This is a genomic window from Acutalibacter muris (genome assembly GCF_002201475.1).
In the GTDB taxonomy this organism is placed as follows: domain Bacteria; phylum Bacillota; class Clostridia; order Oscillospirales; family Acutalibacteraceae; genus Acutalibacter; species Acutalibacter muris.
The window spans coordinates 2112386-2137257 of record NZ_CP021422.1 but is presented as its reverse complement, the minus strand read 5'-3'; the positions used below and the strand labels follow the sequence as shown (position 1 = coordinate 2137257).

General features: G+C 49.0%; 26 protein-coding genes and 3 pseudogenes. 17 read left to right on the top strand and 12 right to left on the bottom strand.

All coding sequences use genetic code 11. From position 1 onward, the window contains the following. Nucleotides 1-115 precede the first annotated feature (115 nt). The 5 genes and pseudogenes from ADH66_RS21775 to ADH66_RS10905 form a co-directional block, all read right to left on the bottom strand. A complete protein-coding gene (locus tag ADH66_RS21775; protein ID WP_084384525.1) occupies nucleotides 116-235 on the bottom strand; it encodes a cyclic lactone autoinducer peptide in 120 nt (39 codons plus the stop codon). Then, a complete protein-coding gene (locus tag ADH66_RS10920) occupies nucleotides 228-818 on the bottom strand; it encodes an accessory gene regulator ArgB-like protein (protein WP_066540932.1) in 591 nt (196 codons plus the stop codon). The genes ADH66_RS21775 and ADH66_RS10920 overlap by 8 nt, the downstream gene beginning before the upstream one ends. A gap of 98 nt (nucleotides 819-916) precedes the next feature. After that, complete coding sequence (locus tag ADH66_RS10915; RefSeq protein WP_066540934.1) at nucleotides 917-2245, bottom strand: sensor histidine kinase; 1329 nt, start codon at nucleotides 2243-2245, stop codon at nucleotides 917-919. Continuing rightward, nucleotides 2246-2962: a LytR/AlgR family response regulator transcription factor gene (locus ADH66_RS10910; protein ID WP_066540936.1), complete on the bottom strand. Its 717-nt coding sequence runs from the start codon at nucleotides 2960-2962 to the stop codon at nucleotides 2246-2248. 268 nt (nucleotides 2963-3230) lie between these two features. After that, a pseudogene (locus ADH66_RS10905) lies at nucleotides 3231-3347 on the bottom strand (ParA family protein); the annotation flags it as partial. A 754-nt stretch (nucleotides 3348-4101) separates the two neighbouring features. Between ADH66_RS10905 and ADH66_RS10895 the strand changes: the two are divergent. Beyond that, a complete protein-coding gene (locus ADH66_RS10895) occupies nucleotides 4102-5841 on the top strand; it encodes a hypothetical protein (protein ID WP_066540942.1) in 1740 nt (579 codons plus the stop codon). Between the two features lie 131 nt (nucleotides 5842-5972). Continuing rightward, nucleotides 5973-7037, top strand: coding sequence for a hypothetical protein (locus ADH66_RS10890; protein WP_157767210.1), 1065 nt, complete (start codon nucleotides 5973-5975; stop codon nucleotides 7035-7037). Between the two features lie 95 nt (nucleotides 7038-7132). On the opposite strand, the gene ADH66_RS10885 is transcribed toward ADH66_RS10890, so the two are convergent. The 5 genes from ADH66_RS10885 to ADH66_RS10865 form a co-directional block, all read right to left on the bottom strand. Continuing rightward, nucleotides 7133-7576, bottom strand: coding sequence for a M23 family metallopeptidase (locus tag ADH66_RS10885; RefSeq protein WP_066540948.1), 444 nt, complete (start codon nucleotides 7574-7576; stop codon nucleotides 7133-7135). Beyond that, nucleotides 7569-7913: a hypothetical protein gene (locus ADH66_RS20035; RefSeq protein WP_066540950.1), complete on the bottom strand. Its 345-nt coding sequence runs from the start codon at nucleotides 7911-7913 to the stop codon at nucleotides 7569-7571. Before ADH66_RS20035 ends, ADH66_RS10885 begins: the two co-directional genes overlap by 8 nt. Nucleotides 7914-7919: 6 nt before the next feature. Then, nucleotides 7920-8111 (bottom strand): cysteine-rich KTR domain-containing protein, encoded by a 192-nt coding sequence (locus ADH66_RS10880; RefSeq protein ID WP_066540952.1) that lies wholly within the window; start codon nucleotides 8109-8111, stop codon nucleotides 7920-7922. A 209-nt stretch (nucleotides 8112-8320) separates the two neighbouring features. Next, a complete protein-coding gene (locus ADH66_RS10870; protein ID WP_066540954.1) occupies nucleotides 8321-9667 on the bottom strand; it encodes a HAMP domain-containing sensor histidine kinase in 1347 nt (448 codons plus the stop codon). Then, nucleotides 9651-10319: a response regulator transcription factor gene (locus ADH66_RS10865; RefSeq protein WP_066540956.1), complete on the bottom strand. Its 669-nt coding sequence runs from the start codon at nucleotides 10317-10319 to the stop codon at nucleotides 9651-9653. The genes ADH66_RS10870 and ADH66_RS10865 overlap by 17 nt, the downstream gene beginning before the upstream one ends. A 231-nt stretch (nucleotides 10320-10550) precedes the next feature. Between ADH66_RS10865 and ADH66_RS10860 the strand changes: the two genes are divergently transcribed. The 10 genes and pseudogenes from ADH66_RS10860 to ADH66_RS10825 form a co-directional block, all read left to right on the top strand. Continuing rightward, nucleotides 10551-11885 (top strand): ABC transporter permease, encoded by a 1335-nt coding sequence (locus ADH66_RS10860; RefSeq protein WP_066540958.1) that lies wholly within the window; start codon nucleotides 10551-10553, stop codon nucleotides 11883-11885. A gap of 11 nt (nucleotides 11886-11896) precedes the next feature. Beyond that, on the top strand, nucleotides 11897-13189 hold the full coding sequence (locus ADH66_RS10855; RefSeq protein ID WP_066540959.1) for an ABC transporter permease: 1293 nt from the start codon (nucleotides 11897-11899) through the stop codon (nucleotides 13187-13189). A 117-nt stretch (nucleotides 13190-13306) separates the two neighbouring features. Then, a complete protein-coding gene (locus tag ADH66_RS10850) occupies nucleotides 13307-13849 on the top strand; it encodes an ATP-binding cassette domain-containing protein (RefSeq protein ID WP_456236480.1) in 543 nt (180 codons plus the stop codon). A 178-nt stretch (nucleotides 13850-14027) separates the two neighbouring features. Beyond that, on the top strand, nucleotides 14028-15416 hold the full coding sequence (locus tag ADH66_RS10845) for a C40 family peptidase (protein WP_456236479.1): 1389 nt from the start codon (nucleotides 14028-14030) through the stop codon (nucleotides 15414-15416). Next, a complete protein-coding gene (locus tag ADH66_RS10840; RefSeq protein WP_066540963.1) occupies nucleotides 15382-16260 on the top strand; it encodes a transposase in 879 nt (292 codons plus the stop codon). The genes ADH66_RS10845 and ADH66_RS10840 overlap by 35 nt, the downstream gene beginning before the upstream one ends. Before the next feature lie 116 nt (nucleotides 16261-16376). After that, complete coding sequence (locus tag ADH66_RS10835; RefSeq protein WP_066540964.1) at nucleotides 16377-17045, top strand: CD1107 family mobile element protein; 669 nt, start codon at nucleotides 16377-16379, stop codon at nucleotides 17043-17045. Next, a complete protein-coding gene (locus tag ADH66_RS20435) occupies nucleotides 17042-17215 on the top strand; it encodes a hypothetical protein (protein WP_169714846.1) in 174 nt (57 codons plus the stop codon). The genes ADH66_RS10835 and ADH66_RS20435 overlap by 4 nt, the downstream gene beginning before the upstream one ends. 4 nt (nucleotides 17216-17219) lie before the next feature. Then, the gene (locus tag ADH66_RS10830; protein ID WP_084384538.1) at nucleotides 17220-17573 is read left to right on the top strand and encodes a cysteine-rich VLP protein; all 354 of its coding nucleotides are present in this window, start codon (nucleotides 17220-17222) and stop codon (nucleotides 17571-17573) included. A gap of 124 nt (nucleotides 17574-17697) precedes the next feature. Further along, nucleotides 17698-17748, top strand: a pseudogene (locus ADH66_RS21770) (hypothetical protein); the annotation flags it as partial. Between the two features lie 27 nt (nucleotides 17749-17775). Then, nucleotides 17776-18681: pseudogene (locus ADH66_RS10825) on the top strand (relaxase/mobilization nuclease domain-containing protein); the annotation flags it as partial. Between the two features lie 188 nt (nucleotides 18682-18869). On the opposite strand, the gene ADH66_RS10820 reads toward ADH66_RS10825, so the two are convergent. Beyond that, nucleotides 18870-19232, bottom strand: a complete 363-nt coding sequence (locus ADH66_RS10820) for a helix-turn-helix domain-containing protein (RefSeq protein ID WP_430667077.1) — start codon at nucleotides 19230-19232, stop codon at nucleotides 18870-18872. 91 nt (nucleotides 19233-19323) lie between these two features. Then, nucleotides 19324-19875, bottom strand: a complete 552-nt coding sequence (locus tag ADH66_RS10815; protein ID WP_066540973.1) for a TetR/AcrR family transcriptional regulator — start codon at nucleotides 19873-19875, stop codon at nucleotides 19324-19326. 131 nt (nucleotides 19876-20006) lie between these two features. On the opposite strand from ADH66_RS10815, the gene ADH66_RS10810 reads away from it, so the two are divergent. The 5 genes from ADH66_RS10810 (at nucleotide 20007) to ADH66_RS21765 (ending at nucleotide 24668) form a co-directional block, all read left to right on the top strand. Continuing rightward, nucleotides 20007-20666 (top strand): class I SAM-dependent methyltransferase, encoded by a 660-nt coding sequence (locus ADH66_RS10810; protein WP_066540975.1) that lies wholly within the window; start codon nucleotides 20007-20009, stop codon nucleotides 20664-20666. A 510-nt stretch (nucleotides 20667-21176) separates the two neighbouring features. Next, a complete protein-coding gene (locus tag ADH66_RS10805; protein ID WP_066540977.1) occupies nucleotides 21177-21599 on the top strand; it encodes a sigma-70 RNA polymerase sigma factor region 4 domain-containing protein in 423 nt (140 codons plus the stop codon). A 425-nt stretch (nucleotides 21600-22024) separates the two neighbouring features. Next, nucleotides 22025-22291 (top strand): DUF6870 family protein, encoded by a 267-nt coding sequence (locus ADH66_RS10800; RefSeq protein ID WP_016316805.1) that lies wholly within the window; start codon nucleotides 22025-22027, stop codon nucleotides 22289-22291. A 116-nt stretch (nucleotides 22292-22407) separates the two neighbouring features. Further along, nucleotides 22408-24084: a recombinase family protein gene (locus ADH66_RS10795; RefSeq protein WP_066540979.1), complete on the top strand. Its 1677-nt coding sequence runs from the start codon at nucleotides 22408-22410 to the stop codon at nucleotides 24082-24084. 53 nt (nucleotides 24085-24137) lie between these two features. Beyond that, entirely contained in the window at nucleotides 24138-24668 is a 531-nt protein-coding gene (locus tag ADH66_RS21765) for a TRIC cation channel family protein (protein WP_084384539.1), read from the top strand. Nucleotides 24669-24872 lie beyond the last annotated feature (204 nt).

Below are 24872 nucleotides of genomic sequence, written 5' to 3'. Positions count from 1 at the left end.
CTATGCTGGCAGAAAAGATTTTTGCAGCGAAAGAGGCGGTGCTATAATACATATGGATTCATCTCAAAAGAAAAGCCAGTCAGGTGTGTCTCCTGACTGACCATTTCTGTTGAGCTTACTTCTGGAGCTCTTCGGGGACTTCGGGCTCATAGCCACACCCATTGGAAGTGAGCCCAGCACCCAAGTTCGCAAATGCCTCAATAATAGAGGCGATTGCTGCCCATACACTATTCATACTTATTTCTCCTTTCCTTTATTTTAGGGACTATCATCAATACGGCTACAGCCATAAGTGATGCAGATGAGTAGGCTATCCAAAGAAAATTGTTTGTTAAGAATGAGATGCAAGGGAAAAATAGCTCAAACACCACTACTAACCATCTTGCTACTTTTTGATTCCTTATGTAGACAGTTTCAGATAATGGATGATTTTTGTGGCGAATTGGAGAAAGCAAAAAAACGACTATACCTGAGACAATTTGTATGAGCAATGCCGGAAAGATAGATGAAGTCATAATAAGAATTTCAGAAAGTAGCACTACCAGAAGATAAATCGCGTTTGTTAGTATAAAACATTTCAAATAAGAACTAGCGTGAAAGCCGCCGGAAAACAACCTTACCCAAAAGAAAACGATAAAGAAGTTTAGAGCAGACAAAGGACGATCCAAAATGATTGCGACAAATAGAACAGAGATAAGTGAGCAAAAAGTCGATAACGCCAACTGAAAGCCATAAATAAATACTGGACGTTTTGAAGACAATATAACGCCTTTTTTATACATGAACTCAGTCAATATAGTTGCAGCTTTCTCTAACATGTGTATCACCAACTTTTCATCTGCGGTTCGATGACTTTATTCTACAACGGAATTGACAAGAAATCAGGTGTTTTGCGCGAATTGTTGGATTCTATGTATTAAATTGTAGGCGAGCAAATCAATACAGTGGATATGAAGAACCCTTCTGCATATTCATTCTTTAATGAGCCATTATACTTTTCTGCAATGTCTTGTATGTTTTTCAGCCCAAATCCATGTACTACTGTGGAATCCGGTTTTGTTGAAGCAAGATTTTTGTTATTCATAAAAGGGTCTGCGGCAACTCTATTTGTCACATTGAACAGCACAAAACCTTCCTGCTGCCGAATATCTATCTGAACTTCGCGCCCATTCTCTATCTTTTCAGAGGCTTCAAAGGCGTTTTCTAGTTGGTTAGACAAAATAGCGCAGATATCTGCCTGTTCAAATGAAGACAAATCTTCTACGCATACTATATAGCTGACATCTATTTTCTTTTGCTTGGCTTCACTTAGTTTTGCGTTTATCACTGCGTCTATAATATTGTTTCCGCTTTGACATAACGGTTCAGGAATGAGTGAGGCCGATAAAACTGAATGGATGTATTCTGTAACGGGGCCACTGTCCTCCTTTTTCGCAAGTGCATCAATAACAGAGAGATGATGATGAAAGTCGTGCATTGCTTTTGCGTTAGAAGTGATGCTTTCATTTAATATATAGTAATTGATTTCCATATTCTGGTTCAAGTTAGCTAACATTTGATTGGTCGCTTTCTCTTTTTCAGAAACAGTAACTGTTATCATAGAAAAAGCCAGAATGAGGAGAAAACATAACAAAATGAAAAGCGATACCATTGCGGCTCCTTGAAGTTGAATGAAATCCCCATGTAATACCATGGCGAACAAATACTGCATAACGATGTATGATAAGGTAGTGCATATCAGTAATTTAGCAATACTTCCTCTCCGCAACTCGGAAAGTTTCGTAATATATTTGCGAAGCCAACAATATAGGATTATATCACTCGATTTATCAACTGTAAGATAAATTATGCGCATCAGTCCGGGTTCCAAGTATCCATAGAAAAGTTCCCTGGGGCTCCCATGTAGTAACGTCAATCCAATTATAAGGATATAATCTATTGATTGAATAACGAAAAGAGCCAGTACACATGAGGTCGACCGTAATAGTATGTTTCCATCAGAAATCAATTTCCCGACTATAAAAATTGAGAACAACATTGTCCCGATCGGTGTTAGAAACGAGAAAGCAGATAAAGCGTTCATAAACATAAGATACAATGTTGACAAAGTAGCGCAGAGAACTGTAAGTAGAACGCTTTTCTTTATAGGATATTTTGGGCTGGATGCAGCAATTATAGTGCTAAGAATCAGAACGCTTTCAACAAAACTGGCAATGATTTCAGCACAGGAACAAAGCAATTCCATTTATTTACCTCCCCATAGTCGCATAATGGCCTCTTTTACTTTGGGCATCATAGGTCGGCTGATTGGCAAGCGTTCTCTATTCTTCATAACCATCCAGTTGCCGTCTATCGCACGAGCGAAATCAAGATTAATAAAACAGCTGCGGTCTGTAAACACAAACCGAGGATCGTTGATAGATTCAAAAAGTTCCTTGATTCCGCGATTATCAGACAGAGAGCCTTGTTCAGTGGTAACGATCTGCAGGCTGCGGTAACTCTTACGCACATAAATAATATCATTATAAGGCACTCGGGTCACGTTACTATAATGAGACACCAAGAAGCACAATTTGTCTGCCTTTGCCAAAGATGTTAGTGCTGTTTCCAGTGCCTCCGGTAAGTCTTCAGCCATCCTATTTTTCAGTATGTACCTAAGCGCTTTAACTGTATATCCCTTTGTGGCATACTCGAGATATGACGTTAGAAAAATTATTATAGCCAATGGTTGAACTTTTCGGATAACCTCGGCTACATCCATCCCATTTGACCCCGGCATATCCACATCCAACACATATATATCAAAGCGGTCTCCATCAATAATTGATGATATCAGGGCCAATGATTTGGTATACGCCTTGATTTGAAATGAATGACTAGCTGTCTCCATATACTTTTTCGTGAGGTCCTCTACCTCGTTCAGAATAACCTCATTGTCATCTACAATAGCGATTTTAGTCATCCAGATTATCTCCTAATATAAATTTGTATGTGCATCTTCTATTTATATCAAACCAGTACTTTACAGTATCTGTGATAATTAGAACGTATAAATCATTTAAGCTCCTCCGATTCTTTGGGTTTAGATTGCTGTTATAACAAAACATTCCCGGGGCACCTGATAGGAGCCTTCCTTGAACTTCGCTTAAAACACTATCTATGGTTGCAGAATGATATCTTGAGGCAGTCCACCGCGGTATAGCTCTACGAATATCACCTTTTGTAAATGACAGAATTGCCAAAGGCTTGCCCTGCTGTACCAGAGTTACACCCAGATTGACCGCCGTGGTGGTTTTGCCCACACCGCCTTTCTGATTGGTTAAAGCGATTACTTTGCAATTTGACATGGGTGCGTCCTCCTTTCGCATAGATTTAGCCGCTTTGTCAAAGGCGGCTATGTAACTGTACCAGAGGACGCAGGATGCAAAAAAGCCGCTTACTCTTAGCTTCAATAAGAATAAGCGGCTTCATGGTGATGTGCCTTAGACATATTCAATTTTTACTTTCTTGATGGGGGTATTGGCTACCTTAAAGATAATCTCGTCAACGCAGTCCCCGTATCTGCCCTGCTGTATGAGCTGATTTTTCAGCTTCACAAGGCTATGTAAAAGTAATGTTCGCTCCCTACTGTCTACATATAAGTGATAAGGTTTTTCCCTCATACAGTCCACCGTCCTTTCTTGGCTTCATTATACTGTTATGGGGAAGTCCCGTCAAAACTGTAACTTTGTATTTCTTGGTATTTTACCGTATCAAGGCTCATTCCCCAGTAGTAAATAAATAGTAAATAGGGGGTGCAATCCTCAAGAAATGCGGGGAAATGCTTTGTTTCGGGGAGATAATCACGCATTTACTTGATTTTTAGCTTCAAACATGATAAACTTCTAAATAGAGAGGTGTTGAAATATCTCTATAAAACAAAGCAAGGTGAGTATGCAGATTCAAAACTACTATTTCAGCCACATATATAGTGATGTTTTACTCTGTTACTATAGATGTCTGGCTTATAATAGTAGTTGATATAGGGGGTGAAACAAGACAAGGACAGAATAAAATTTGTAATCGTAACCTAACCAACTACATTTAGAAAAGGAGAAGAACATGAAACACTCTATGTCAGCTCAAATCTTTAGCTTACTGTTGGCGGTGCTCTTTGTCTTTTGCGGCATTCCAGCGATAGCCGCTGAACCGCAGCAGGAATCGACCGACCAAGTTGTCTCTACAAATATTCCTGCTATTGATAAAAATGGCCCCAGTATCGAAAAGGACCAAGGTAACATCGTTTTGCAAGAAAATATAACGAGTAGCACTGCGCGGCTCGAACAAATTGAGCTCTCTCCAGAGCTCAAAGAATCACTTTACTCAAAAAGCAATATTCAAACGCAAGGTGACAGCATCACTCCTCGGCAGGCTCCTATCAATAATTCTGATGTATATATTATTAATCAAGAATCACTCCGCGATGGTTTCCTGACTACTGGTACGAATCTGCTTATAGCAACCAAAATTGGTGGTGTCATATTGGCACCAGGCCCTGACGAAGCTCATCTAGAGACCTCTGTTTATGATGGGTTTGTTATAGGGTATGAAGATGATGGATCAACGGCTGGTTATATAGTCAATTTTTTTATCGAGGGCCACTATGAGTTTGCCTATGCTTTTGTTAATTCTAACGGGGAGTGGTCTGAGGCAGTTGGCTATGAATTCGATGTATTACCGCAAGGTGTTTTCGAAACCATTGAAGGTACGTTGCCAGATTCCGATACAGTTGATACGCATGAAATAACTGTAGATTACGATGCCAGCAGTTCATATACTATTGGAATGTTAAGGACAGGAACGAATGGCTTTGTAACAACTGTTTACGATGAAGCTGGTGAAAAAGTTAACTCGGCAGAATGCTCTGATCCAAGCTCGTCACAGAGGATTAGAACATCCATTGACTTACCAAAACCGGATGGTATCACTGGAGATTATACGTATACGGTTGAAGTAAAAGCTAAATCTTCTGGCAAAACTAATATTGGGTATAAGCTTGCATATGGTTCTTACACTGAAAAAGCACATTTATTTGAAGGCTTTTTTAACATGGTCTATTTGCCGTACTACCACACGGTAAGAGATACCTCAAAAGTGGAAGCAGAATATAGTAGTAGTCATCTCGCGAGTGATATTGGAGATTACTATTTGTTCGATGTTAGTGGCAATGAAAAAGAAACTATTACAATGACCACCACATATGATAACTATCGTTATAAAGTACTGAACGCACATACACTTGAGACAATAATTGATACAAAACAAGCTGCTGCATTCCGCGATCCTGATTTGGGAAGATCATACTATTTACGGACTGATCGTCCCCTTGACAAAGGGACGTATATACTTGTAGTATACAAGGTGCGTGATACTGCATACCCAGGTATTTATTCAATCGCTGTCGGACAGCCTAAAGTTAAATTTGCGGAAAGTAAAGTAACTATTTCACCCAAAAGTGTTGTAAAAGGGGAAACATACGAATGGGACTTAGAAATGGCATCCCCTAATGGCAGAGCGGCATATTTAGATGTGGTTTTTTATTCTGCATCTGGCGCTGGTTGGCCGATTGAGGGAGGATATTATTCATTTAGACCGTCAAATAGTAATACTTGGTTTAGAAATCCGCAAACATTTTTCCCGGAAATTAAATTTAACTTCCAAGACCCGTCCAAAGCGGTTTACAGAGCTGATGGAAAATTCTCTTTTGCTTTTACTGCAAATAAGACGGGAGCCTATAAAGGAAGCAAGCTTTCAATCCGATATTATTACGAAATTGGTCAGCCAGAATCGTGGCCACAGTAATAACCACAATAAAGAAGTGTTCGGTTATAAAGTTGTAAAAAGGAGATGATCGTATGTCCACGGTAGGAAACACCTCCCTTGACGCCTACCTCGGCCCGCCGAAGAAGATCAATGGGGTAGATGTCTATACAATGGACCGCTATAAGATGGAGCCGCCGCCAGGTGGTTTTAACAAAGACAGCTATACCTGGCATACCGTAGACTTTAGCTCCTGGACACATATGTCATCTGTCCAAAACGCGGCGGAGAGGTCTTTCTCCAGCACCCATATGTCACTTTCAGAGCATATCGGCTCCGTTGCCCAACCGCTTCTAAATGAGGTGGTATCTTCCGCGAAAGAATTCTTTTCCGGCAGGATATCTGCTGACAGCTTTGCAAAGCGTTTTACACAGCTTACTGATGAGTTTGTCAATGCCTGCAAGGAAAGGCAGTACCCCAATGCGCTGGCCGCAAGCTTCTCGGGTGAACCGGCGCTGCTGGGGTTTTATGAGGAGGCCCGGCGTCTGGTCTTGAAAACTGCGGTTTCTGCTAATTTCGAAGAAGGAAAGCAATTCTTGACCGGAGAGATGAATTCTCAGCGGATCATGATCTACTACAACTCGGATTACTACTATATGAGCGAAGACGCTATCAGTGCCATTGATGAAAATATCTTAAGCTATGCAAAGGGAAAGGGCATGGAGGAATTTGAGATCCCGGATTACAACGCGCTGGGATGGAACCAATACGATAACTTCAATTCCGTTTTTTCCTGCAATCCAAATGGCCGCTGGAATAATGGTATTCTCTATGACGATTATATTCTGGATTATGATATGGTCCCGCCAAAGGGGTTCCGCTGGTTTTACCAGTCCGGCGGCAGTGCAGGAGGAGATATACGGGAAATATCTCATTCGGATAAGCATGGCAAGCATTATATCGATTATAGCAAGTTTGACCCCACCAATCACCTGACGGCAACAACATGGGCCGCCTATACGGATTCGCGGGGAAAGCTGAATTACATCAGCACAGATTTCAATTTCGGTTCAATCGGGAAAGACCTCTACAACCTGAGCGAACTGCTGACTTTCCCGGGCGGTAAGAACAAAGAATTTGCAGAGGTGAATAACTTCTTAAAGAATTTCCGTGTGTTTCAACAGGGGTACTGCTCCTGGGACACCACGCCGCGTACTGGGTGGAGCGCCAAAGCCTAAAATAGTTTTAAAGAGCCGCCATCGGACTTTTGTTTCGGTGGCGGCTCTTTTTCAATCTGGAAATTTCTATCTCAAAAATGACTTCGCTAATCACATCATTTTCCAGTATACTGCGGCCAAGCCAGTTCCGCGAAATTTTGCCCTCCAATACCAGCGTCACCATTATGGTATAACGCCAAGTGCAAATGTGGCCCGGTAGAGTTGCCAGTGCTGCCAATATATCCAATGAGCTGCCCTTGAGTGACAGTTTCCCCGCTCGCAACCGCCAGCGCGGAAAGGTGCCCATATGCGGAAATCCACCCGTCCCCATGCTCAATAAAGACACTGTTGCCAAAGGACCACATTCCATCCACGCCATACGCCGGTGTCCAGCCGTCCTGCACATACCGCACGGTCCCAGCGGCTACCGCATAGACCGGCTCGCCGTAGCAGTTGGCAAAGGAAATATCTATGCCGTTGTGACCTGAGTAGGTGTCCCAGGGGTGCCCGGGGAGAGGGTAAGCAAACCGTCCATCAGCAATCGCGCTTGCGTCACCCATGCCGCCTACACTGGGCAGCTTGCAGGGTGACGTACTCGAACGTCTTGTTCTCGCTCTTTTTGCCCAGCGCTGCGCCGAAATTCTCATATTCTACGGCAACACCGCCGATCTGCTTTTCGTTACCAGCGGTCAGCTCCACGTCAGGGGAAAACTTCCCGGCAATCAGTACCTCGCTGTCTCCGGCAACAATCTTCTTGCCCTCGCTGGTACGAATCTCTTTATCGCCGCCAGAAATTACCAGCCCAGTGACAGAGAATTTCACGCCAGACGCAGCCTTGTACCCCTTTGGAGTAGAAGTAGGCCGCAGCTCATACTCGCCGGGTTCCAGGCTTCCCAAAAAGGTCTAATCCACGTTCTTGCCCGGTTCGTCATTTACAACCATTTTAAGGTTGATTACGCCAATTCGGATACTTCTCTTGCATTTCGGGCAGTAGAGCGGGAAGTTCAGCAGAACTGTATCCGGGTCAACTTTGGTATGCGTTTTGGCCCTACAGATAGGGCAGTGAATCCAATGTTCCTCTTTCTTTTTGTCCATATTCACACCTCCTGCGGCGCTGGCTCTGTATCTGGTAACTGGCTCGGGCCGCTTTTTTCTAAAATATAGCGGGTAAAAGTGGAGTACAGGTGGAGTTGAGGGGGAGTTTTGATAGAGTTTTTTAACGGTAGTGCGCGCCGCAGGAATAAGAAAAACAAAAAAGGAGTACAACCATCTTCGAACCGGTTGTACTCCTTCATTTTCCTTTTTTAAGAAAGGTGAACTATAAAACGCACCCCACCCTCTATATTGTTAATGTCATATACCATTCCATGCTGATCTAAAATCGCTTTAACAATATACAGCCCCAGCCCGCTGCCACCGGTCTTTCTGTTGTGGGAGGACTCAACCCGATAAAACGGCTCGAAAATGCGCTCCAACTCACCCTCTGGTATGCGTCCGGTGTTGAGGACTTCCAATACGTTCTCTTTCAGCGACGCCCTGATGACAGAATTATTTTCCGAATGGATGACCGCATTCCCAATAATATTCGACACAGCTTTTTCCAGTAAATCGCGGTCGCCCATGCAGGTGCATTCTTCGAGGTCAGCTATCAGCTGCTGCCCCTTATCCTCTGCCAGCCCCTTCCATTTCCGGAAGCAGGACTGGACGAGGGCGGTCATGTTTACTTCAGCCTTGTTCAAACTGAAATCACTGCCTGACATCCGGGAAACGGAGAGGATTTCTTTGACCAAATTTTCCATTTCTTTTACAGTCCGCATGGAGCCGCGAAGGTGCTTATCCCTGTCTTTATACTCGCCAACCATGTAAATCATCCCCTCCAACTCGCCTTTCAACACAGTGATAGGGGTTTTCAACTCGTGGGACACAGCCCGGAAGAAATCCATTCGTACTTTCTCCTGCCTATGTTCCTGCTCAATATCCTCCTGCAATTTTGCGTTGGCGGTGGTTAACTCCCGGAGCGCGATATCCAAGCGTTCCGCCATAGTGTTGAGATTCCTCGCCAGTATGCCCACCTCGTCCGTGCGGGTAGTATCGCATCGCCAAGTCATGTCCAGCTCGGCAAGGCGCTTGGAAATATCGCTGATCTTCAAAATCGGTTTTGCAAGAAAATGTGTGTACGCGCTGGCGGCGATGATGGAGATAGACAGGATCAGAAGGCTGATAATGGGTAGCAGATTCCAGAACGCTTTGGTAAGCCGATTTACCAGCCTGCCGGATATGGTAACGGAAAGCTGATAGGTTTCTTCGCCAATTTTCAAATTTGCGGTAGCGGTCTGAGCAGGCTGCTTTTCATCCGATGTGGATCCTTCTCCAAAGGTGACAGTATTTAGCTTTCCGTTCAGCGTGGCGACAGCATTGTGGTTCAGGCAAAATTCATAGATATGGTTTATGGCGTCATCCACAGTACCGTTTTCCAATTCCGTGACCAATCGGCCCATCTGTTCCGTGTAGCCCAGAGTCTGCTGTGAACGGTAGCTGGCTGGCATGACCGCCGTGACAATTCCATAGAGGAGGAAAGTGACAGCAAATAGCAGAATGGTCAGTGAGAGGAATGTTTTCATCCATAGGCTGTTCTTAATGGTTTTTATCAATGCGATATCCCACCCCTCTTATAGTTTCGATACAATCTACCCCCAGCTTTTTGCGGATATTTTTGATGTGGGTGTTGATGATTTTATCATCTCCCAGATAGTCATAATTCCAGATAATATCCAGCAGCTGCTCCCTGGTGAATACCCGACCCTGGTTCTCCATCAGCAGGCGCAGGATGTCAAACTCCCGGGCGGTCAAAGTTACCTCCTTGCCCTCAACAAAAACCTTATAGTTTTCTGTGTCCAGCTGGACGTTTTGATAGGCCAGCACACTGCTTTTCTCTCCGGACCGGGCTCTTCGAAGCACGGCCTCCATCCGTTTCAAAACCAGCGGCATAGAAAATGGCTTTGTGATGTAATCGTCCGCCAGCAAATTAAAGCCTTTCATCTGGTTATCCTCGTCATCCAGAGCGGTCAGCAGGATAACAGGCGTACTGCTCTCGTTGCGGATCATCTCGCAGACCGAATAACCGTCCAGCCGGGGCATCATGATATCCAGCAGCACAAGGTCGAAGCTGTCCTTGTGAAAGGCGGCAATACCGTCCATGCCATCATCTGCCAGCGTGACTTGATACCCGGCGTCCTCCAAAAATATCCGTAGGATGTTTTGGATGGACGCTTCATCTTCTATGACTAAAATGCGCTTTCCCATCTGATTCGCCTCCCATATCTCTCACCTTATTATAAAACATGATTGTGAAGTTGAGGTGGAGAAATCCTATATTTTTCTCTCGGACACAAGGGATTGTACCCTTATTTTATGGGCAAATCAAGCTATCAAATGTTAAGAATCAAAAACTCTATCGAATCTACCTCTTAACTCCACCGCAACTCCATCTTCACGGCGTATGATTGGGTCATTCCACTCAAGGAGGTCGATAAAATGAATTTGTGGAAACGGGCCTGCCTATATTCCATACGGAAAAAGGGCAAGGCAATCACGCTTCTGGCGTTTCTGCTGGTCATGGCAGCCATGATGCTGACCTGCCTCTCCATTCAGTCCGCCACAGAGACCGCAAACGCCAACATCAAAAAGGCCCTGCTGGGGTATTTTACCATCAACGCAAAGCATCTGGAAAGCGGTATCCCGGAGGATGCGGTGAGCAGCATTCTCGCCATAGACGGCTTGAGCGGCAGACATACCCTGCGTTCCTATTCTTATGCGAGTTACTATGACGCAAACGGAACCCCGCTGAAAATCAACACCGAGGGCGCGGCCCAGGTGCCAGAGGGATACGAGAACGCCGGTAAGATCGTGGCGAACTCCAATTCGCAGGAGGACAGCTATTTCACAGACGGGGGGTTCGTGCTGACCGGCGGCAGCGCCGTCACCGCCGGAAGCAGAAATGAGGTGCTGATTCATGAGAAATTTGCCCAGCGCAATGGACTGGCTGTGGGCGATACCATGCTGCTGGGAAATATATCGGAGAATGCTCATACAGTCCCGGTGACGGTGGCTGGAATCTTTACCAACACAAAGGAGCAGGATTCCATTGGAATCGCTCCATCCTACGATCTCTATGACAACATCGTGTTTACCGACCTCTCCACCGCTTCTTTCCTGCTCTATGGTGATGGCACGGACAGCAGCCAGTACGGAGACTTCTATGTGAACGACCCGGACAATCTTGACCGCATCATGACTGAGGTGCAGGAACTTCCAGGAATGGATTGGGAAAGCTGTACGATAACCCGTTACGACAACGATTATCAGAACGCAAAGGAATCCCTGGAGGGCCTGCGGAACATCGTCTTTATCGCCATCGTCGTGGTGTCGGTAATCTGTCTTTTGGTGCTGGCGCTGTTTCTGACCCTGCGGCTTCGCGGGCGCGTCCACGAAACCGGCGTCTATCTGGCAATGGGCATTTCAAAAGGTTCCGTGTTGCTGCAATATCTGCTGGAGGTCATTTTGGCGGCGGCTATCGCCTTGCTTCTTTCCTATGGCGTCAGTTCGGCTATATCCAATCAGATCGGGATCCGTCTGCTGTCCCAAGTGACTACGGAAACCTATGAAGCAGTAGATTTGACCGGGAACTCTGAAAGTGGCGGAGGACCTGCCGAGGATTTGGGACTGTCGGAGATCATAGTGGCGGTTTCGGCAAAGGACTACCTGACCGTGTGGGCCTTCGGCATGGTACTTTGCACGGCATCCACCGCCTTGGCCGCTTACCCGGTCATGAAGATGAAGCCCAAGAGCATTTTGTCACAGATGAGTTAAGGGGGCGCACAATGAATTTCATCACACGAGCGGTCTTGTATACCGCAAGAAAATGGAAAAAGACCCTGCTGCTGTTCTGCCTGTTGCTGGCAATCACCACTCTGGTTCTGTCCGGGCTTGCCATAGCAGATGTTCAGGAGGAACAGGCCGAGGAGGTCAGGGGAACGACAGGAGCAAGTTTTACCGTCAGCCGTAATACTGCGACAGGTGGCTGGAGCAGTGATAGAGGCGGCTCATTCAGCACGCAGGAATACCTTACGGCTGACAAAATGGAAAGCATCGCTGCTATCAATGGAATAGAGGGTTACAACGCTTCGATCCGCACCATTCTATGCCTGTCTGATCGTCGGGGGCAATGGCTGGAACAAATGGAACCTACAGGTCATGCGATTGTTGACTGTCAGTTTTACTCTTATAGCTGCATCAATTCAAAATACCATTCTCTTTTCCTGTCTGGGGCTTTGGTTATGTGCGAGGGGAGGACGATTGATTCCTCTGTTAAGAATGGAATCGTTATCAGTAAAGATATTGCGGATAAACATGATCTTAAAGTAGGCGATACCCTCCAGGCAGTCAATACCCCTCTATCCGATGACAAAACAATGGATTTGGAAATTGTTGGTTTATTTGAAGTCGTGGCTGATAAAACAGACGAGCGCAACCATTACAACGAATCTTCTTACTACGAGTATACGAACAATGCCTTTGTCAGTGAAGCCGCCATGAAGAAGCTGTTGGAAAATTACGCAGATGTGGGCTATGCCTCCGCAGATTTCTTTGTTTCCGACCCGGAACGGCTTGAAAGTATCCTCCATGAGGTGCAAAAAATCAATACAATCAACTGGAACAACTTTTTTATTACAGCCAACGATGAAGTGTACCAAAATATCTCCAGCGCCCTTTCTGACACAGGTACTTTGATTACTACCTTAATTGTTGTCATTACCGCCGTGAGCATGGTGCTGATGATTCTTATTCTATCCATGTCCGTTCGCAGCCGGAAAAGAGAAGCCGGAATCTTGCTGGCGGTTGGTATCGCCAAACCTGTGGTTGTTCTCCAATATCTGCTGGAAGTCCTGTTGATTGCAGCGGCAGCGTTTCCTCTGGCCTATCTGTCCAGCAAACAGGCAGCTGGAACCTTGGGAACACTGTTCGGCAAAACGGCTGAACACATCATCGTTACATCGGAGCACTTTATGCTGGTTGTTGTTGTGGGCAGCGTCCTATTGGTGACAGCAGTGTTAGCCTCCTGCATCCCCGCCATGCGGTTGAAGCCGAAAACAATCCTGTCACAAATGGAATGATTTTACGAAGAAATGAGGTAGCCTTATGAATATCATGGAAATTCAAAATGTGCAATATCCTATGACGGCAAAAAGAAAGTCCTGAAGGGCATCAACGCTCAAATGGAGCTGGGCAAGATGTACGCAATCCTCGGCCCCTCCGGGTGCGGCAAGACCACGCTGCTGTCCCTGCTGGGCGGTCTGGACAGCCCCACCAGCGGTCAGATTTTGTACCAGGGGAAGGACATTGCAAAGACCGGACTTGCCAATCACCGGAGCAGTCATGTGGCGTTCATCTTCCAGAGTTACAACTTGATCGACTATCTGACCCCGATGGAGAACGTGGCTTTGACCTCCAAACTGCCGCCACTTCCCATTTTAGAGCAGTTAGGGCTGACCGCAGAAGAAGCGAAGCGGAATGTGCTGAAGCTGTCCGGGGGCCAGCAGCAGCGTGTAGCCATTGCCCGCGCCTTGGCCAGTGATGCGCAGGTTATCCTGGCCGATGAACCGACCGGAAACTTGGACGAGGACACCGCCGCCGAGATTACCGCCATTCTGAAAGACAGCGCCCATAAATCCGGCAAATGTGTGGTGATCGTGACGCACTCCAATGAGTTGGCGAAAGAGGCTGATGCAGTCTTTCAGCTAACAAAAGGGGGATTGAAGTTAAGTAAGCTTTAATCACTATTTTCTATCTGCTTGTATTTCTTTTTCACTTGGGTAGTTCACTAGACCTGCCATGGTGACAGGTACCACCTTCCACCGAGAGGGCGCACTCCATTCTTGGCGGGAGGTGTTTTTTTCACAATTTATATAGCAACCCCTGGATATTTGCCGTTATACAGCCATTTATGGCTTTGTGCATGGCAAGGTTTATGAGGTGGAGCATGAAAACGTGGGAACCGAGGGGGCCCACCGCTCCGAGCTTATGGGCGAGGCCGTGGGCCGGGCGGCGGTGCATACCGTAAAAAAGCGTATCCGGGAGCACCCAGCCCGGGCCGTCCATAAGGCCGAGGCGCAGTACATCAAGGCCCGGGCGGACTACCAGTTCCGCATGGCCGCGCAGGAGAACCCGGAGCTTGCCAAAAATGCAGTTACCCGCTACTGGCACAAGCAGAAATTAAAAAAACAATACGCCAAACAAGCGCGGCAGGCGGCGAAACAGACCGCGAAACAAGGGGCCAAGGCCGCCGGGAAAACCGCCGCCGCCACGGAAAAGCTGGCGGAGCGGGCCGTGGCTTTCGTGAAACGGCATCCCGTGGGGGCGCTTATCGCGCTGGCCTGCGTGGTGCTCGTTTTATCCCTCCAGTCCTGCGCGTCCTCCCTTATCACTTTGGGGAACGCCGCCGCAGGCGCGGTTGGGGCCACCACCTACCCCGCCCAGGACGGGGATATGCTGGGGGCCGAGGCCGCTTATTGTTCGCTGGAGGCGGAGCTCCAGCATTATCTCGATACCTACGAAAGCACACACGACTATGACGAGTACCATTTTGATTTGGACGCTATTGAGCACGACCCCTATGTGCTGATTTCCTTATTGAGCGCATGGCATGAGGGCGAGTGGACGCTGGCGGATGTCCAGCCTACGTTGCGGATGCTCTTTGACCGCCAGTACACGCTGACAGAGAACGTGGTAAAGGAGCGGCGGTACTACATCGAAACGGATACATGGACGGACGAGGACGGCAACACCCACACCGACAGCTACCGGGTGTATTACGATTACTTCATCTGCTATGTGACGCTGGATAACTTTAACCTTTCCCATCTCCCTATCTACATCATGGGGGAGGACAAGGTTTCCCGGTATTCCCTCTACATGGCTACGCTGGGGAACCGCCCCGACCTCTTTCCCGGCTCGTCCTATGTGGGGAAATACACCAGCCCGCCGGAAGGCTACGAAGTGCCGGGGGAATATCTGGACGATGAAACATTCGCGGCGATGCTCTCCGAGGCCGAGAAATACCTCGGTTATCCCTATGTATGGGGCGGGAGCTCCCCGGCCACGTCCTTTGACTGCTCCGGCTTTGTTTCGTGGGTAGTCAATCATTCCGGCTGGAACGTGGGGCGGCTGGGGGCCCAGGGGCTTTACAACATCTGCACCCGCACCAGCTCCCCCCGCCCCGGAGATTTAGTTTTTTTCAAGGGAACCTATGACACCCCGGGAGTCTCCCACTGTGGCATCTATGTGGGGGACGGGATGATGATACACTGTGGGGAACTATTGGGAGCGGCTGGACGCCTATGAGGAGGAGGGACTGGAGGAGCTGAAACGGCAGACAGGGCAGCGCCGGGCGAAGCGTACAAAGCAGGTGAAAAAGGACAAGCGCCGTTCCCACAAGAAGGTGAGTAGTACCGACCCGGAGTCGGGCTACATGAAGCGGCCCGGCAAGCCCAGCGGTTTTTATTATCTGTCTCACCAGACAACCGACCCGGACCACGGTATCATCACCGCTGTAACCGTGACGCCGGGGGATGTCCATGACTCACGGCCCTATTTGGAGCAGTTGGAGTACGTCCATAAAAGTGTTGTGCCGCTGCAAGCCGCCGCGGCGGACTCCGCCTATGACTTCCCCCTGGCACACCGAGCGCTGGAAGAACTGGGCATCGACTTCTTTGTCGTGCCACAGCCCGCCCATGACCGCACGAAAGCTGAACTGAAGCGGGATGCATTCACCTATAACGAACAGCGGGACGTATACTTGTGCCCTAACGGGAAAGAACTGCGGCGCAAGCGGCTGTATCGAAGTGGCAGCGGGCTGTTCTGGGAATACTGGGCGGAAAAGAAAGACTGCGGCAGTTGTCCTTTGCGGCAGAAATGTTTGAATGAGACGGACAAGGCCGGCACCAGAAAGCTCCAGGACAGTTATTTCAAGACTGTTGTTCAAGAACATTTCTCCAGGCGATGGGAGCCGGATTACCGGGAGGCGCTGAAGCAGCGGCAGATCTGGTGTGAGGGTACTTTTGCCGCACAGAAATGGGGACACAACCTGACGCGTCTCCTGCGGCGAGGTTTAGAGGCAGCGGAGGACCACTGTCTCCTTTCCGCCGCGGCCTTGAACCTCAAAAGAATGATTAAACACTCAGTGTGATGCCGAAAGGCATCTTTTTTCTTGCCTGAAATCTCCCTTGTCCCTTTATTTCAGGCACTTTGTCAACAGCTCCAAAATGTCCCGAAGTCCGCCGGGCCGGAAAAGGAGGACGCGGAATGAAAAGAAAGAAATATCGTGTAGTGGCGGCGGCTCTGTGCGCCGCTTTTTTGCTGTGCGGCATCACCACCACGGCCTACGCCGGAGGCGGCGAGGAATGGGAGGACGGTACGGGCGGCCCGGAATGGGAGGGGCTTGACCCCGTGGAGCCCACGCCTGCGCCGGAACCCGAGCCCAACCCATTCACCCCGGACGGCCAGGGGACGATGGTGGATAACGCCACCGACCAGGACGGCAAGGAATTTTTCACCATCATGGCGGCAGACGAGTCCGTGTTCTATCTGGTGATTGACCGCCAGCGGGAGACGGAAAATGTGTACTTTCTGAACGCCGTCACCGTGGCCGATTTGATGGCCCTTGCGGAGCCCTCCCCGGAGGCTGTCCCCGAACCGCTCCCGGAGCCGGAACCCGAACCTGCTACCGAGCCGGAGCCCGAGCCCGAACCGGAAAAATCCGGCGGGGCGGGGACGCTCCTGCTGGTGCTGGCGGTGCTGGCCCTCGGCGGCGGGGCCGGGTGGTACTTCAAGATTTACCGCCCCAAACAGCAGGCCGCCGCTCCCGGTGAGGATTTTGACGAGGCCGGGGAATACGGCGAGGACTATGGCGGCGGTGAGTATGACGACCTCCCCCCGTGGGATGAGGAAGAAGAAAAGGAGGACGGAGAATGAATTTCACATCGAACCCTTTGGAACGGGAAATGAAACGCCGCCCCCGGCCCCGGGCTCCCCGCCCGGAACAGCCCCGGGAGGGCTCCCGGTGCTGTGGCTGTCCCTACTGGCGCGGCATCCCCTGCGGCTCCTGCTTTCAGAGCCTTTTGAAAAAGCCGGGCGGGAGGTGATATTTTGCGCGAGCTGACCCGTGAGGAAAAGGCGGCCATCCGCTCCCTTGTAGTGAAATGGTGCGCCAACTATGACCGGGAATACGGCTGTCTGCCCCTCGACTGTGAGTGCTATATGCTGGGGAAATGCTGGACTTCGGGCTACTGCCGCTACTTCCGGGAGGCGGTGCTCCCCTTAAACCCCGCACTGGAGGCCGCGCTGACTGACGGCCCGACCCCCGACCTGCGGCCCTGTGCCGTCTGCGGGCGGCCCTTTGCGCCAGAGGGGAAAAAGGCGTTCTGTTCGGCGGCCTGCGCCGAAAATGCGCGACGGAAACGCCAGCGCGGCTATATGCGGAAAAGGCGGCTGGACTGTTAGCTTTTGCCGCTTGAAAACCCGCTTGTATCAAGGCTTTCCGGGCGCGGTTCATGGGGGCCCGGTATGTTTCTATGTCCGGCCCCCGTTTCCCGGCCCAAAAGCTAACATCTGAGAGGAGGTAACCGTGGAAAAAGCGAAAGAATACAAGTATTATTCTACCCAGCGTCCGGTAGATATTGGCACGTTCCCCAAGGACAAGGACAGCAAGGGCCGCTTTCTCCACTATGGCCAGTGGGTGGGGGAAAAGCCGCCCTCCGCGCAGCAGCGGGTGCGGCTGGCAATCATCGCGGCTCTTGAAAAAAAGCCCGCCGACTTTGCCGCGTTCCTCCGGCTGATGGAGGAGTCCGGCTTTGCCGTCAAGCGCGGGCGGGGCGGCGTGGTGTCGTTCCTCGCGCCGGGGCAGGACAAGTACACCCGGCTCCGGGCATCCACCCTCGGCGCGGGCTTTGACCCCGAGGACATCCGGGCAGTGATCGCCGGGGAGCGGCCCCTCCCGGAGCTCCCCAAGAACGCGCCGCCCCCGGCCCGGCAGGTGGGGCTTATCATTGACATTCAAAAGCGCATGGCCGAGGGCAAGGGCCCGGCTTATGAACGGTGGGCGAAAGTCTACAACCTAAAGCAGATGGCCGCCGCCCTCCAGTTTTTGCAGGAGAACAACCTCACCGACTATGACGCGCTGGGGGCAAAGACCACGGCGGCGGTTGACCGGGCCCACGCGCTGGCCGGGGAGCTCCAGACCACCGAGGCCGCCCTCTCGAAAGTCTCCAAGCTGATGGGGGCCGTGGTGGACTATGCCAAGGCCCGGCCCGTGTTCGATGGCTACAAGGCGGCCCGGTACTCGAAAAAATACCTTGCCGAGCACGAGGCGGAGCTTGCCACCTACCGGGCGGCCCGGGCCGCTATGAATGAATTGTTGGGCGGTGCAAAGCTCCCCAAAATGGACGCGCTGAAAAAACAGCGGCGGGAGCTGGCGGACAGGAAAAAGGCCCTCTATGCCGAGTATAGGCAGGCCCAGCGGGATATGCGGGAGGCCGTGGCGGTCAAGGCCAACATCGACCATCTGCTCGGCCTTACGGACGGGCGCACTGATAAGGAACAGACGCGATAGCGGCGGTGACGCAGCCAACCTCTTTGGGACATTTTGTCCCAAAGAGCCGGGTTTGGGGAGGCTCCCCAACAAGCATTTTTGCGGGCCTGCGGCCCAGTAAAAATTTCGGAGTGTGGCCACACCCGAATTGCTTGCCGAAACGCGCAACCCCCGAAGTGGCGCGAAAAAACGGAGGCGCGTGCTTCTCTTTACGCATCCTCCGTTTCACGGGCTTTTTGCAGTCCCTCTGCTGTGTATTTCATTACGGTTAGCTCTTTTTCGTCCATCGAATTGAGCATAACATCGATCTGTTTCCGGCAGGTGCTCTCTCCGTTGAGCTTGTCCGGGAAAAAGAATTGATCCACGGAAATCTCCAGCAGGGTGACAAGCTGGTAAAAAACATTGAGGCTTGGTTTCTGGCCCCGGTTCTCCATATACATGATGGAGCGCGGGGTGCGATCCACAAGCTGAGCCAGATACTCCTGCGTCCAGCCTTTTGCTTCCCGTTTGCGTTTGATCTCACGGCCCAAGGCGTGAAAATCAAGATGTTTGTCGTATTGGTACATTCTCATATCACCCTATATTATTCTACATTTCGGGTAAGACTATGAGAACGAAATACAATTTTACTTATAGTAGTATTTTATTTCCTTCTGTGATTTGCTAAATGGAATATGACATCAATGTCTCTACGATCTGAGCCATTTCTTCAGGTGTTTCATGCCCACCACGTCTAATCCATTTAATTGATATGTTCCAAAATCCTCCGGTAAAAAACGAGAGCGCATATTCAGAATAATAAACCGGATTGTCATCTATTCTTTTGTCCTCAAACATTTCATGTAGCATAGGAAGATAATCATCAAATGCTATCAGTAATAATGGCAAAAGATCATTTTTATCAAGTAGAATTAAAAAATCTGAATGTTGCTTACAAGTTGAAAAAAAGGCTTTTGCGATTGCAAAGATTGTAAGTTTATTCTCTTTGTTTAAACGAGCGATATAGTCTTGGCATGTCCTGTCTAAATAAAACCGCAACACATCTTCTTTGCTCTTGAAATTCCTATAAAAAGTTTTTCGATCTACCCCGGCCTTTTGCGCTAATTCCTTAATTGTAATATCAGAATATTTTTTAGTTTTCATTAAAATTTGCAAAGCCTTTACAAGCCATTCCTTAGATTGTAAAGATAAAAAACTATTACTCTTATTACCCATACTCCCACCTGCCACATTTTATATATGTTTGGGACACTTCGCCTTGGCGTAGTTGACCGCATATAGATTTTACATTATAATTTTAGGTGCCGCAAGTGTGGCATCTAATTTTAAGAATTGGAGGTGTGAAAATGCCAAATAAAATTGAAAATGCTTATAAGCTCTCCCAAAATATATACGATGACGCATTAACGCAAAAAAAATGGTGGGCAAAATTATACAACTATGTTTTTTGGGGAGGAGTAGATAATCTGGAAATCTCCAAAAAAATATTAAGCATCATTCCCAAAGACTTTTCAGGCGTATTATTAGATGTTCCTGTTGGAACGGCTCAGTTTACAGTTGAAAAGTATGCTGCTTTGCCGTTGTCCAAAATAATATGTTTAGACTATTCAGAAGATATGCTCGTTCAAGCCAAATCAAGATTTGAAAAGCATCATATTTCAAACGTTCAGTGTATTCAGGGCGATGTTGGTAATTTGCCCTTTGAAAACCAGATGTTTGATGTATTAGTATCAATGAATGGGTTTCATGCTTTTCCCGATAAGGAGAAAGCCTTTAGCGAAACATTCCGCGTTCTGAAAAATGGCGGTATGTTCATTGGGTGTTTTTATGTTAAAGGGGAATGTAAACGAACTGATTTTTTAGTTAAAAATGTACTTGCTCCCAAAGGCTGGTTTACCCTTCCATTCCAGACTTTTTCGGATTTAAACAGTTTTTTGGAAAAGAATTATTCAACTGTTAATATTTATCACGAACATTCCATCGCATATTTCTGGTGTAAAAAATAGATAATGTATAGGCAGATCAAATTAAATAAACTGTCGCTCAACGGTAAATAAAAAAAACCGTTGTTTCGGCGGCTGAATATTTGCGCGCCAAAACAAAATACAGTAGCCTAACGGCGGTTTTGAAATAACAAATTTCAAGCCGCCGTTTTCTTGTAAAAAACAGAAAATCGGAGGGTGTATTAAAGTCGCCCATTTTTAAGGACACGGCGGTATCCGGGAGGTATCGTTGTGTCCTTTTTTATCTGCACTCAACTTAATTTGTTAAAAAAAGTTTAGCTCCTCCACCGGGTTACTCCGGCCATCAATGCGAAATTTGTAAGTATATAAAGAACTGCGTCATTTCATGCGCCCGCACAGTACAACGCTGTGCGGGCGTTGTCGTTTCTTGTCGTTTCTGCTTTGGGACAAACAGTCCCAAGGTGCGGGACGGTTCTCCCGGGTGCCGCTCCCCGCCGCCCTCCATATCGTTTTCCGCAATCCGACCACAAAAACGATATGGAGGTACATACAATGACTATCATCAACTTGCGCGACTTTTACTACTGGTACACCCAGGACGAATATATTGAGGTTACTGACGATGTGGCCGAGGCGCTCCGGGCCAGCGTCCGCTATGAGGCGGCCTACCAGCGGCGGATTTCCCGTCACAAGGCGCAGTATTCACTGGACTGCGAGGACGGCATCGAGTATTCCGCCTGCCTGCGCGAGCTCACCCCGGACGAGGTTTTGGAGCTCAAGGAGCGGTTCTGCCGTCTGTGGAACGCGCTGAACAGCCTGCCCCCGGCCCAGGGCCGCCGGGTGGATGCCTGCATCATCCTCGGCAAGAGCTTTTCCGAGGTGGCGCTGGCCGAGGGCGTTGACGAAAGCGCGGTGCGGCGGGCCGTGGAGCGCGGGCTGGAGAACATGAAAAAGTTTTTGAAAAATTCCCGCTGAACCAGTCCGAAAACCATCCAAAAATGTCTCGGTATATGAGAGGAAGTTTTTTCTTCTCCACAACTGAATAGCGGGCGGCCCCGGGTGAACGCGGGGAGCCGGGCGGCGGGTGCGCGGTGACTTCTCCCACGGGAGGACGAGCGACCAACACCACCGCCGCGTGTGGGGAATTTGCCAACCCCACGGCCACGATCCGCGAGGGACAAGCTGGCCGCTTGCCGCTTGGGGCCGCCGCACAAAACAAGGGAACGCCGGGCCGCTACCTGCTGTCTTTTGACGGGCCAAACATACGGGCCCGGCGCTCCCCATTTCAAACAAGTTCGAGACAAATTGTCCCAAGGTGAGGACAGGCCAAAGGGCAGCACTTTCGCGGTGCTGTCCTTTCGCGTTTCCCCACCAACCCAAAACGCAAAGGAGGTTTTACCGTGAAACTGACCGCACAAGAGCTGGAACAAATGAAAAGCGTGGACATCGGCGCGGTGAGCGCGGATGCGCTGGCTGACGTGAGCGGTATGGCCTTTGACCGCACCCTCCCCCGGGAGGAGCGGCTGGCCCGGTTTGTGAGACGGGCCGTCAATCCGTACTGCTTTAGCGTGGGCGGCGTGGGCGTGAAAATTGAGTTTGCCGAGGGCGGCCCCTCCCTCCAGGATACGCTGACCGCCTTTCTTATCCGGCAAAAGAGCGGGCTGTAACTGCTGTTGCGGCCTGCTCCCACTTCGAGACAAAATGTCCCGAGGCATCGGCATCCTTGTTGATACCCCGGAACAGAGTTATAATATAAGTGTAATGTGATAGGGAAGGAGGAACAATGGCACGAGCTAAAAACAGAGGGTATCAGCAGACTTTAACCCCTACCTATACAATCCGGCGCTGGCGTTTAGGCGCATACATCCGCCTTTCCAAAGAGGATTTGAAAAAGGGCAAGGACGACAGCAACAGCGTGAAGAACCAGCGCGACCTGCTGGGGGATTTCTACCGGCGGCACATGGACGAATTTGAAAGCGCGGTTGAATATGTGGACGATGGGCACACCGGGACGGATGCCAACCGCGAAAACTTCCAGCGGCTCTTGGCCGATGTGATGAGCGGGAAAATCAACTGCGTGATTGTGAAAGACCTTTCCCGGTTCGCCCGGAATTACAGTGACGCGGGGAGTCTGATTGATAACTTGTTTGTACAGATGGGCGTCCGCTTTATCTCCCTTGCGGAGAACGTGGACAGCTACCTAAACCCCGACAGCGTTTCAAACATTATCGTTCCGATAACTAACGTGATGAACGATAACTATTGCTACCAGACCTCAAAGAAAATCCGGCAGGTTTTTGATTACAAGCGGCGCAACGGCCAGTACATCGGCTCTTTCGCTCCCTATGGCTACATCAAAGACCCAAAGGACAAGCACCAGCTTATTGTGGATGCGGATGCGGCTGAAATCGTCAAGCGCGTGTATACCATGCTCCTGCAAGGCTCGTCTAAAAGGGCCATCGCGCTGTATCTGAACGAACACGGCATACCCAGCCCCACGGCCTACCGCCGGAAAAAGGGCCTGCCCGTTTCCTCGGCTGTGGCGGACGACCCCATGTGGGGAGCCCGCATGATACATGAAATCCTCACCAACCCCATTTACACCGGGGATTTGGTACAGGGCCGCCGCCGGGTGAAAAGCTACAAGGTACACCAGATAGAGGCTGTGCCGGAGGAAGAATGGGTGCGCGTTCCCGATACTCACGAGGCTATCATCACCCACGAAACCTTTGACAAGGTGCAGGCCCTGCTGGTACGCGATACCCGGACATCCCCCAAAGGGCGGGAAGTTCACTTGTTCAGCGGTTTTCTGAAATGTGCGGATTGCGGGAAATCCATCACCCGCAGCCAGAGCGGGAAAAATATCTATTACGCCTGCTCCACTTACAAGAACCGCTCCCGGACGGCCTGTTCCATGCACTCTATCAAGCACAACCGTCTGGAGGCCGCCGTCCTGTTCGCTATCCAGTATCAAGTGAACACCGCCGTTTCCTACTCGGAATTGATAGCCCGTATCAACTCGGCCCCGCTGAAAAAAAGTCAATCCCACCGCCTTAACGACCAGATAGCCGCAAAGGAAAAGGAATTGACCCGGATAACCCGCTACAAGCAGTCACTGTATCAAGATTGGAAAGACGGGGAGATCACCCAGCAGGAATACCGGGATATGAAAGCCGATTATGAGCGGCAGGCCGCCGAGCTTGCGGATGTGCTGGCCCGGCTGAACGCGGAACGTGCGGAGCTGGCAAACGGCGTTGACAAGGAGCATCCCGCGCTGGTAGCCTTTGCAAAGTATCAAAGCATCGAAACGCTGACCCGTGAAATCCTCACGGACTTGGTAGACCATATCAAGGTTTACGAAAACGGCAATATCAGCGTTCATTTCAAGTTCGCGGACGAGTTCCGCAAGATTGCCGAGTACATTGAAATCAACACAACCGATACCGCCGAGGCGGGCTGACCCCCGCCAAAAGCAAAACCCCTTTTGACAGTGTGTTTTCCTAATAGGAGTTAATCATATGCGGTCTGGGGACGTTTATTGCGATTGGGGTAAACAAAGGGGTAAGCAATCATAGCGCACCGTTTGTGGTCCTGGTGTGCGGAATTGTTACCTCACTTGGAGGAGGGCTTATATCATCACTCATTTGCAACGACACCATAAAAGGTGTGTTTGCTTCAGCTTTGAAATACCGTCTGCTGACTATCTTAGGAACCATTTTATATACATATCTTGTATATGTAGACGTCTTGGTGACTGATGCACAGACTATGGTGATATTATATACGGTAATTTCTCTTTCTTTGTGTAATATAACCTTACGGAATCGTTGGCCAAGTAGCTCCAAAATATTATGGACTTATGATAAACTGAATTTTGAAAGTTTATTCGTGGTAAAAATAAACTTATGTATTGTAGCAAACAGATCGATACCACCCATTAAAAAAATGTTCACTCTTGAAATATACCATCATCGCCAGTACCGCCAAGGGAAGAAGTTCAACCTTCACACATACCGCAAAACTAGTAGAATTATGTCGATATGATACAATTTCTCTCCAGTATTATACACCATCAGCTCGGCAAAGTCAAATTAAAATTGAAATTAATAGCAAAAATTATTGAAATTTGAGCTGAATTAATAACTATAATGCTGGCTAACTGGCCAGCATTATTTTTTAACCTATTCCTTACTTGTTATACGAGAGCTCAATTTCTGCCAAAACGCCAAATTTTCATCTGTAAGCGTA

Coding starts and splice junctions, on each gene's coding strand:
- ADH66_RS21775 (WP_084384525.1), bottom strand. CDS start 235: ATGAATAGTGTATGGGCAGCAATCGCCTCTATTATTGAGGCATTTGCG.
- ADH66_RS10920 (WP_066540932.1), bottom strand. CDS start 818: ATGTTAGAGAAAGCTGCAACTATATTGACTGAGTTCATGTATAAAAAA.
- ADH66_RS10915 (WP_066540934.1), bottom strand. CDS start 2,245: ATGGAATTGCTTTGTTCCTGTGCTGAAATCATTGCCAGTTTTGTTGAA.
- ADH66_RS10910 (WP_066540936.1), bottom strand. CDS start 2,962: ATGACTAAAATCGCTATTGTAGATGACAATGAGGTTATTCTGAACGAG.
- ADH66_RS10895 (WP_066540942.1), top strand. CDS start 4,102: ATGAAACACTCTATGTCAGCTCAAATCTTTAGCTTACTGTTGGCGGTG.
- ADH66_RS10890 (WP_157767210.1), top strand. CDS start 5,973: ATGGACCGCTATAAGATGGAGCCGCCGCCAGGTGGTTTTAACAAAGAC.
- ADH66_RS10885 (WP_066540948.1), bottom strand. CDS start 7,576: ATGGGTGACGCAAGCGCGATTGCTGATGGACGGTTTGCTTACCCTCTC.
- ADH66_RS10880 (WP_066540952.1), bottom strand. CDS start 8,111: ATGGACAAAAAGAAAGAGGAACATTGGATTCACTGCCCTATCTGTAGG.
- ADH66_RS10865 (WP_066540956.1), bottom strand. CDS start 10,319: ATGGGAAAGCGCATTTTAGTCATAGAAGATGAAGCGTCCATCCAAAAC.
- ADH66_RS10860 (WP_066540958.1), top strand. CDS start 10,551: ATGAATTTGTGGAAACGGGCCTGCCTATATTCCATACGGAAAAAGGGC.
- ADH66_RS10855 (WP_066540959.1), top strand. CDS start 11,897: ATGAATTTCATCACACGAGCGGTCTTGTATACCGCAAGAAAATGGAAA.
- ADH66_RS10850 (WP_456236480.1), top strand. CDS start 13,307: ATGTACGCAATCCTCGGCCCCTCCGGGTGCGGCAAGACCACGCTGCTG.
- ADH66_RS10835 (WP_066540964.1), top strand. CDS start 16,377: ATGAAAAGAAAGAAATATCGTGTAGTGGCGGCGGCTCTGTGCGCCGCT.
- ADH66_RS20435 (WP_169714846.1), top strand. CDS start 17,042: ATGAATTTCACATCGAACCCTTTGGAACGGGAAATGAAACGCCGCCCC.
- ADH66_RS10820 (WP_430667077.1), bottom strand. CDS start 19,232: ATGAGAATGTACCAATACGACAAACATCTTGATTTTCACGCCTTGGGC.
- ADH66_RS10815 (WP_066540973.1), bottom strand. CDS start 19,875: ATGGGTAATAAGAGTAATAGTTTTTTATCTTTACAATCTAAGGAATGG.
- ADH66_RS10810 (WP_066540975.1), top strand. CDS start 20,007: ATGCCAAATAAAATTGAAAATGCTTATAAGCTCTCCCAAAATATATAC.
- ADH66_RS10805 (WP_066540977.1), top strand. CDS start 21,177: ATGACTATCATCAACTTGCGCGACTTTTACTACTGGTACACCCAGGAC.
- ADH66_RS10795 (WP_066540979.1), top strand. CDS start 22,408: ATGGCACGAGCTAAAAACAGAGGGTATCAGCAGACTTTAACCCCTACC.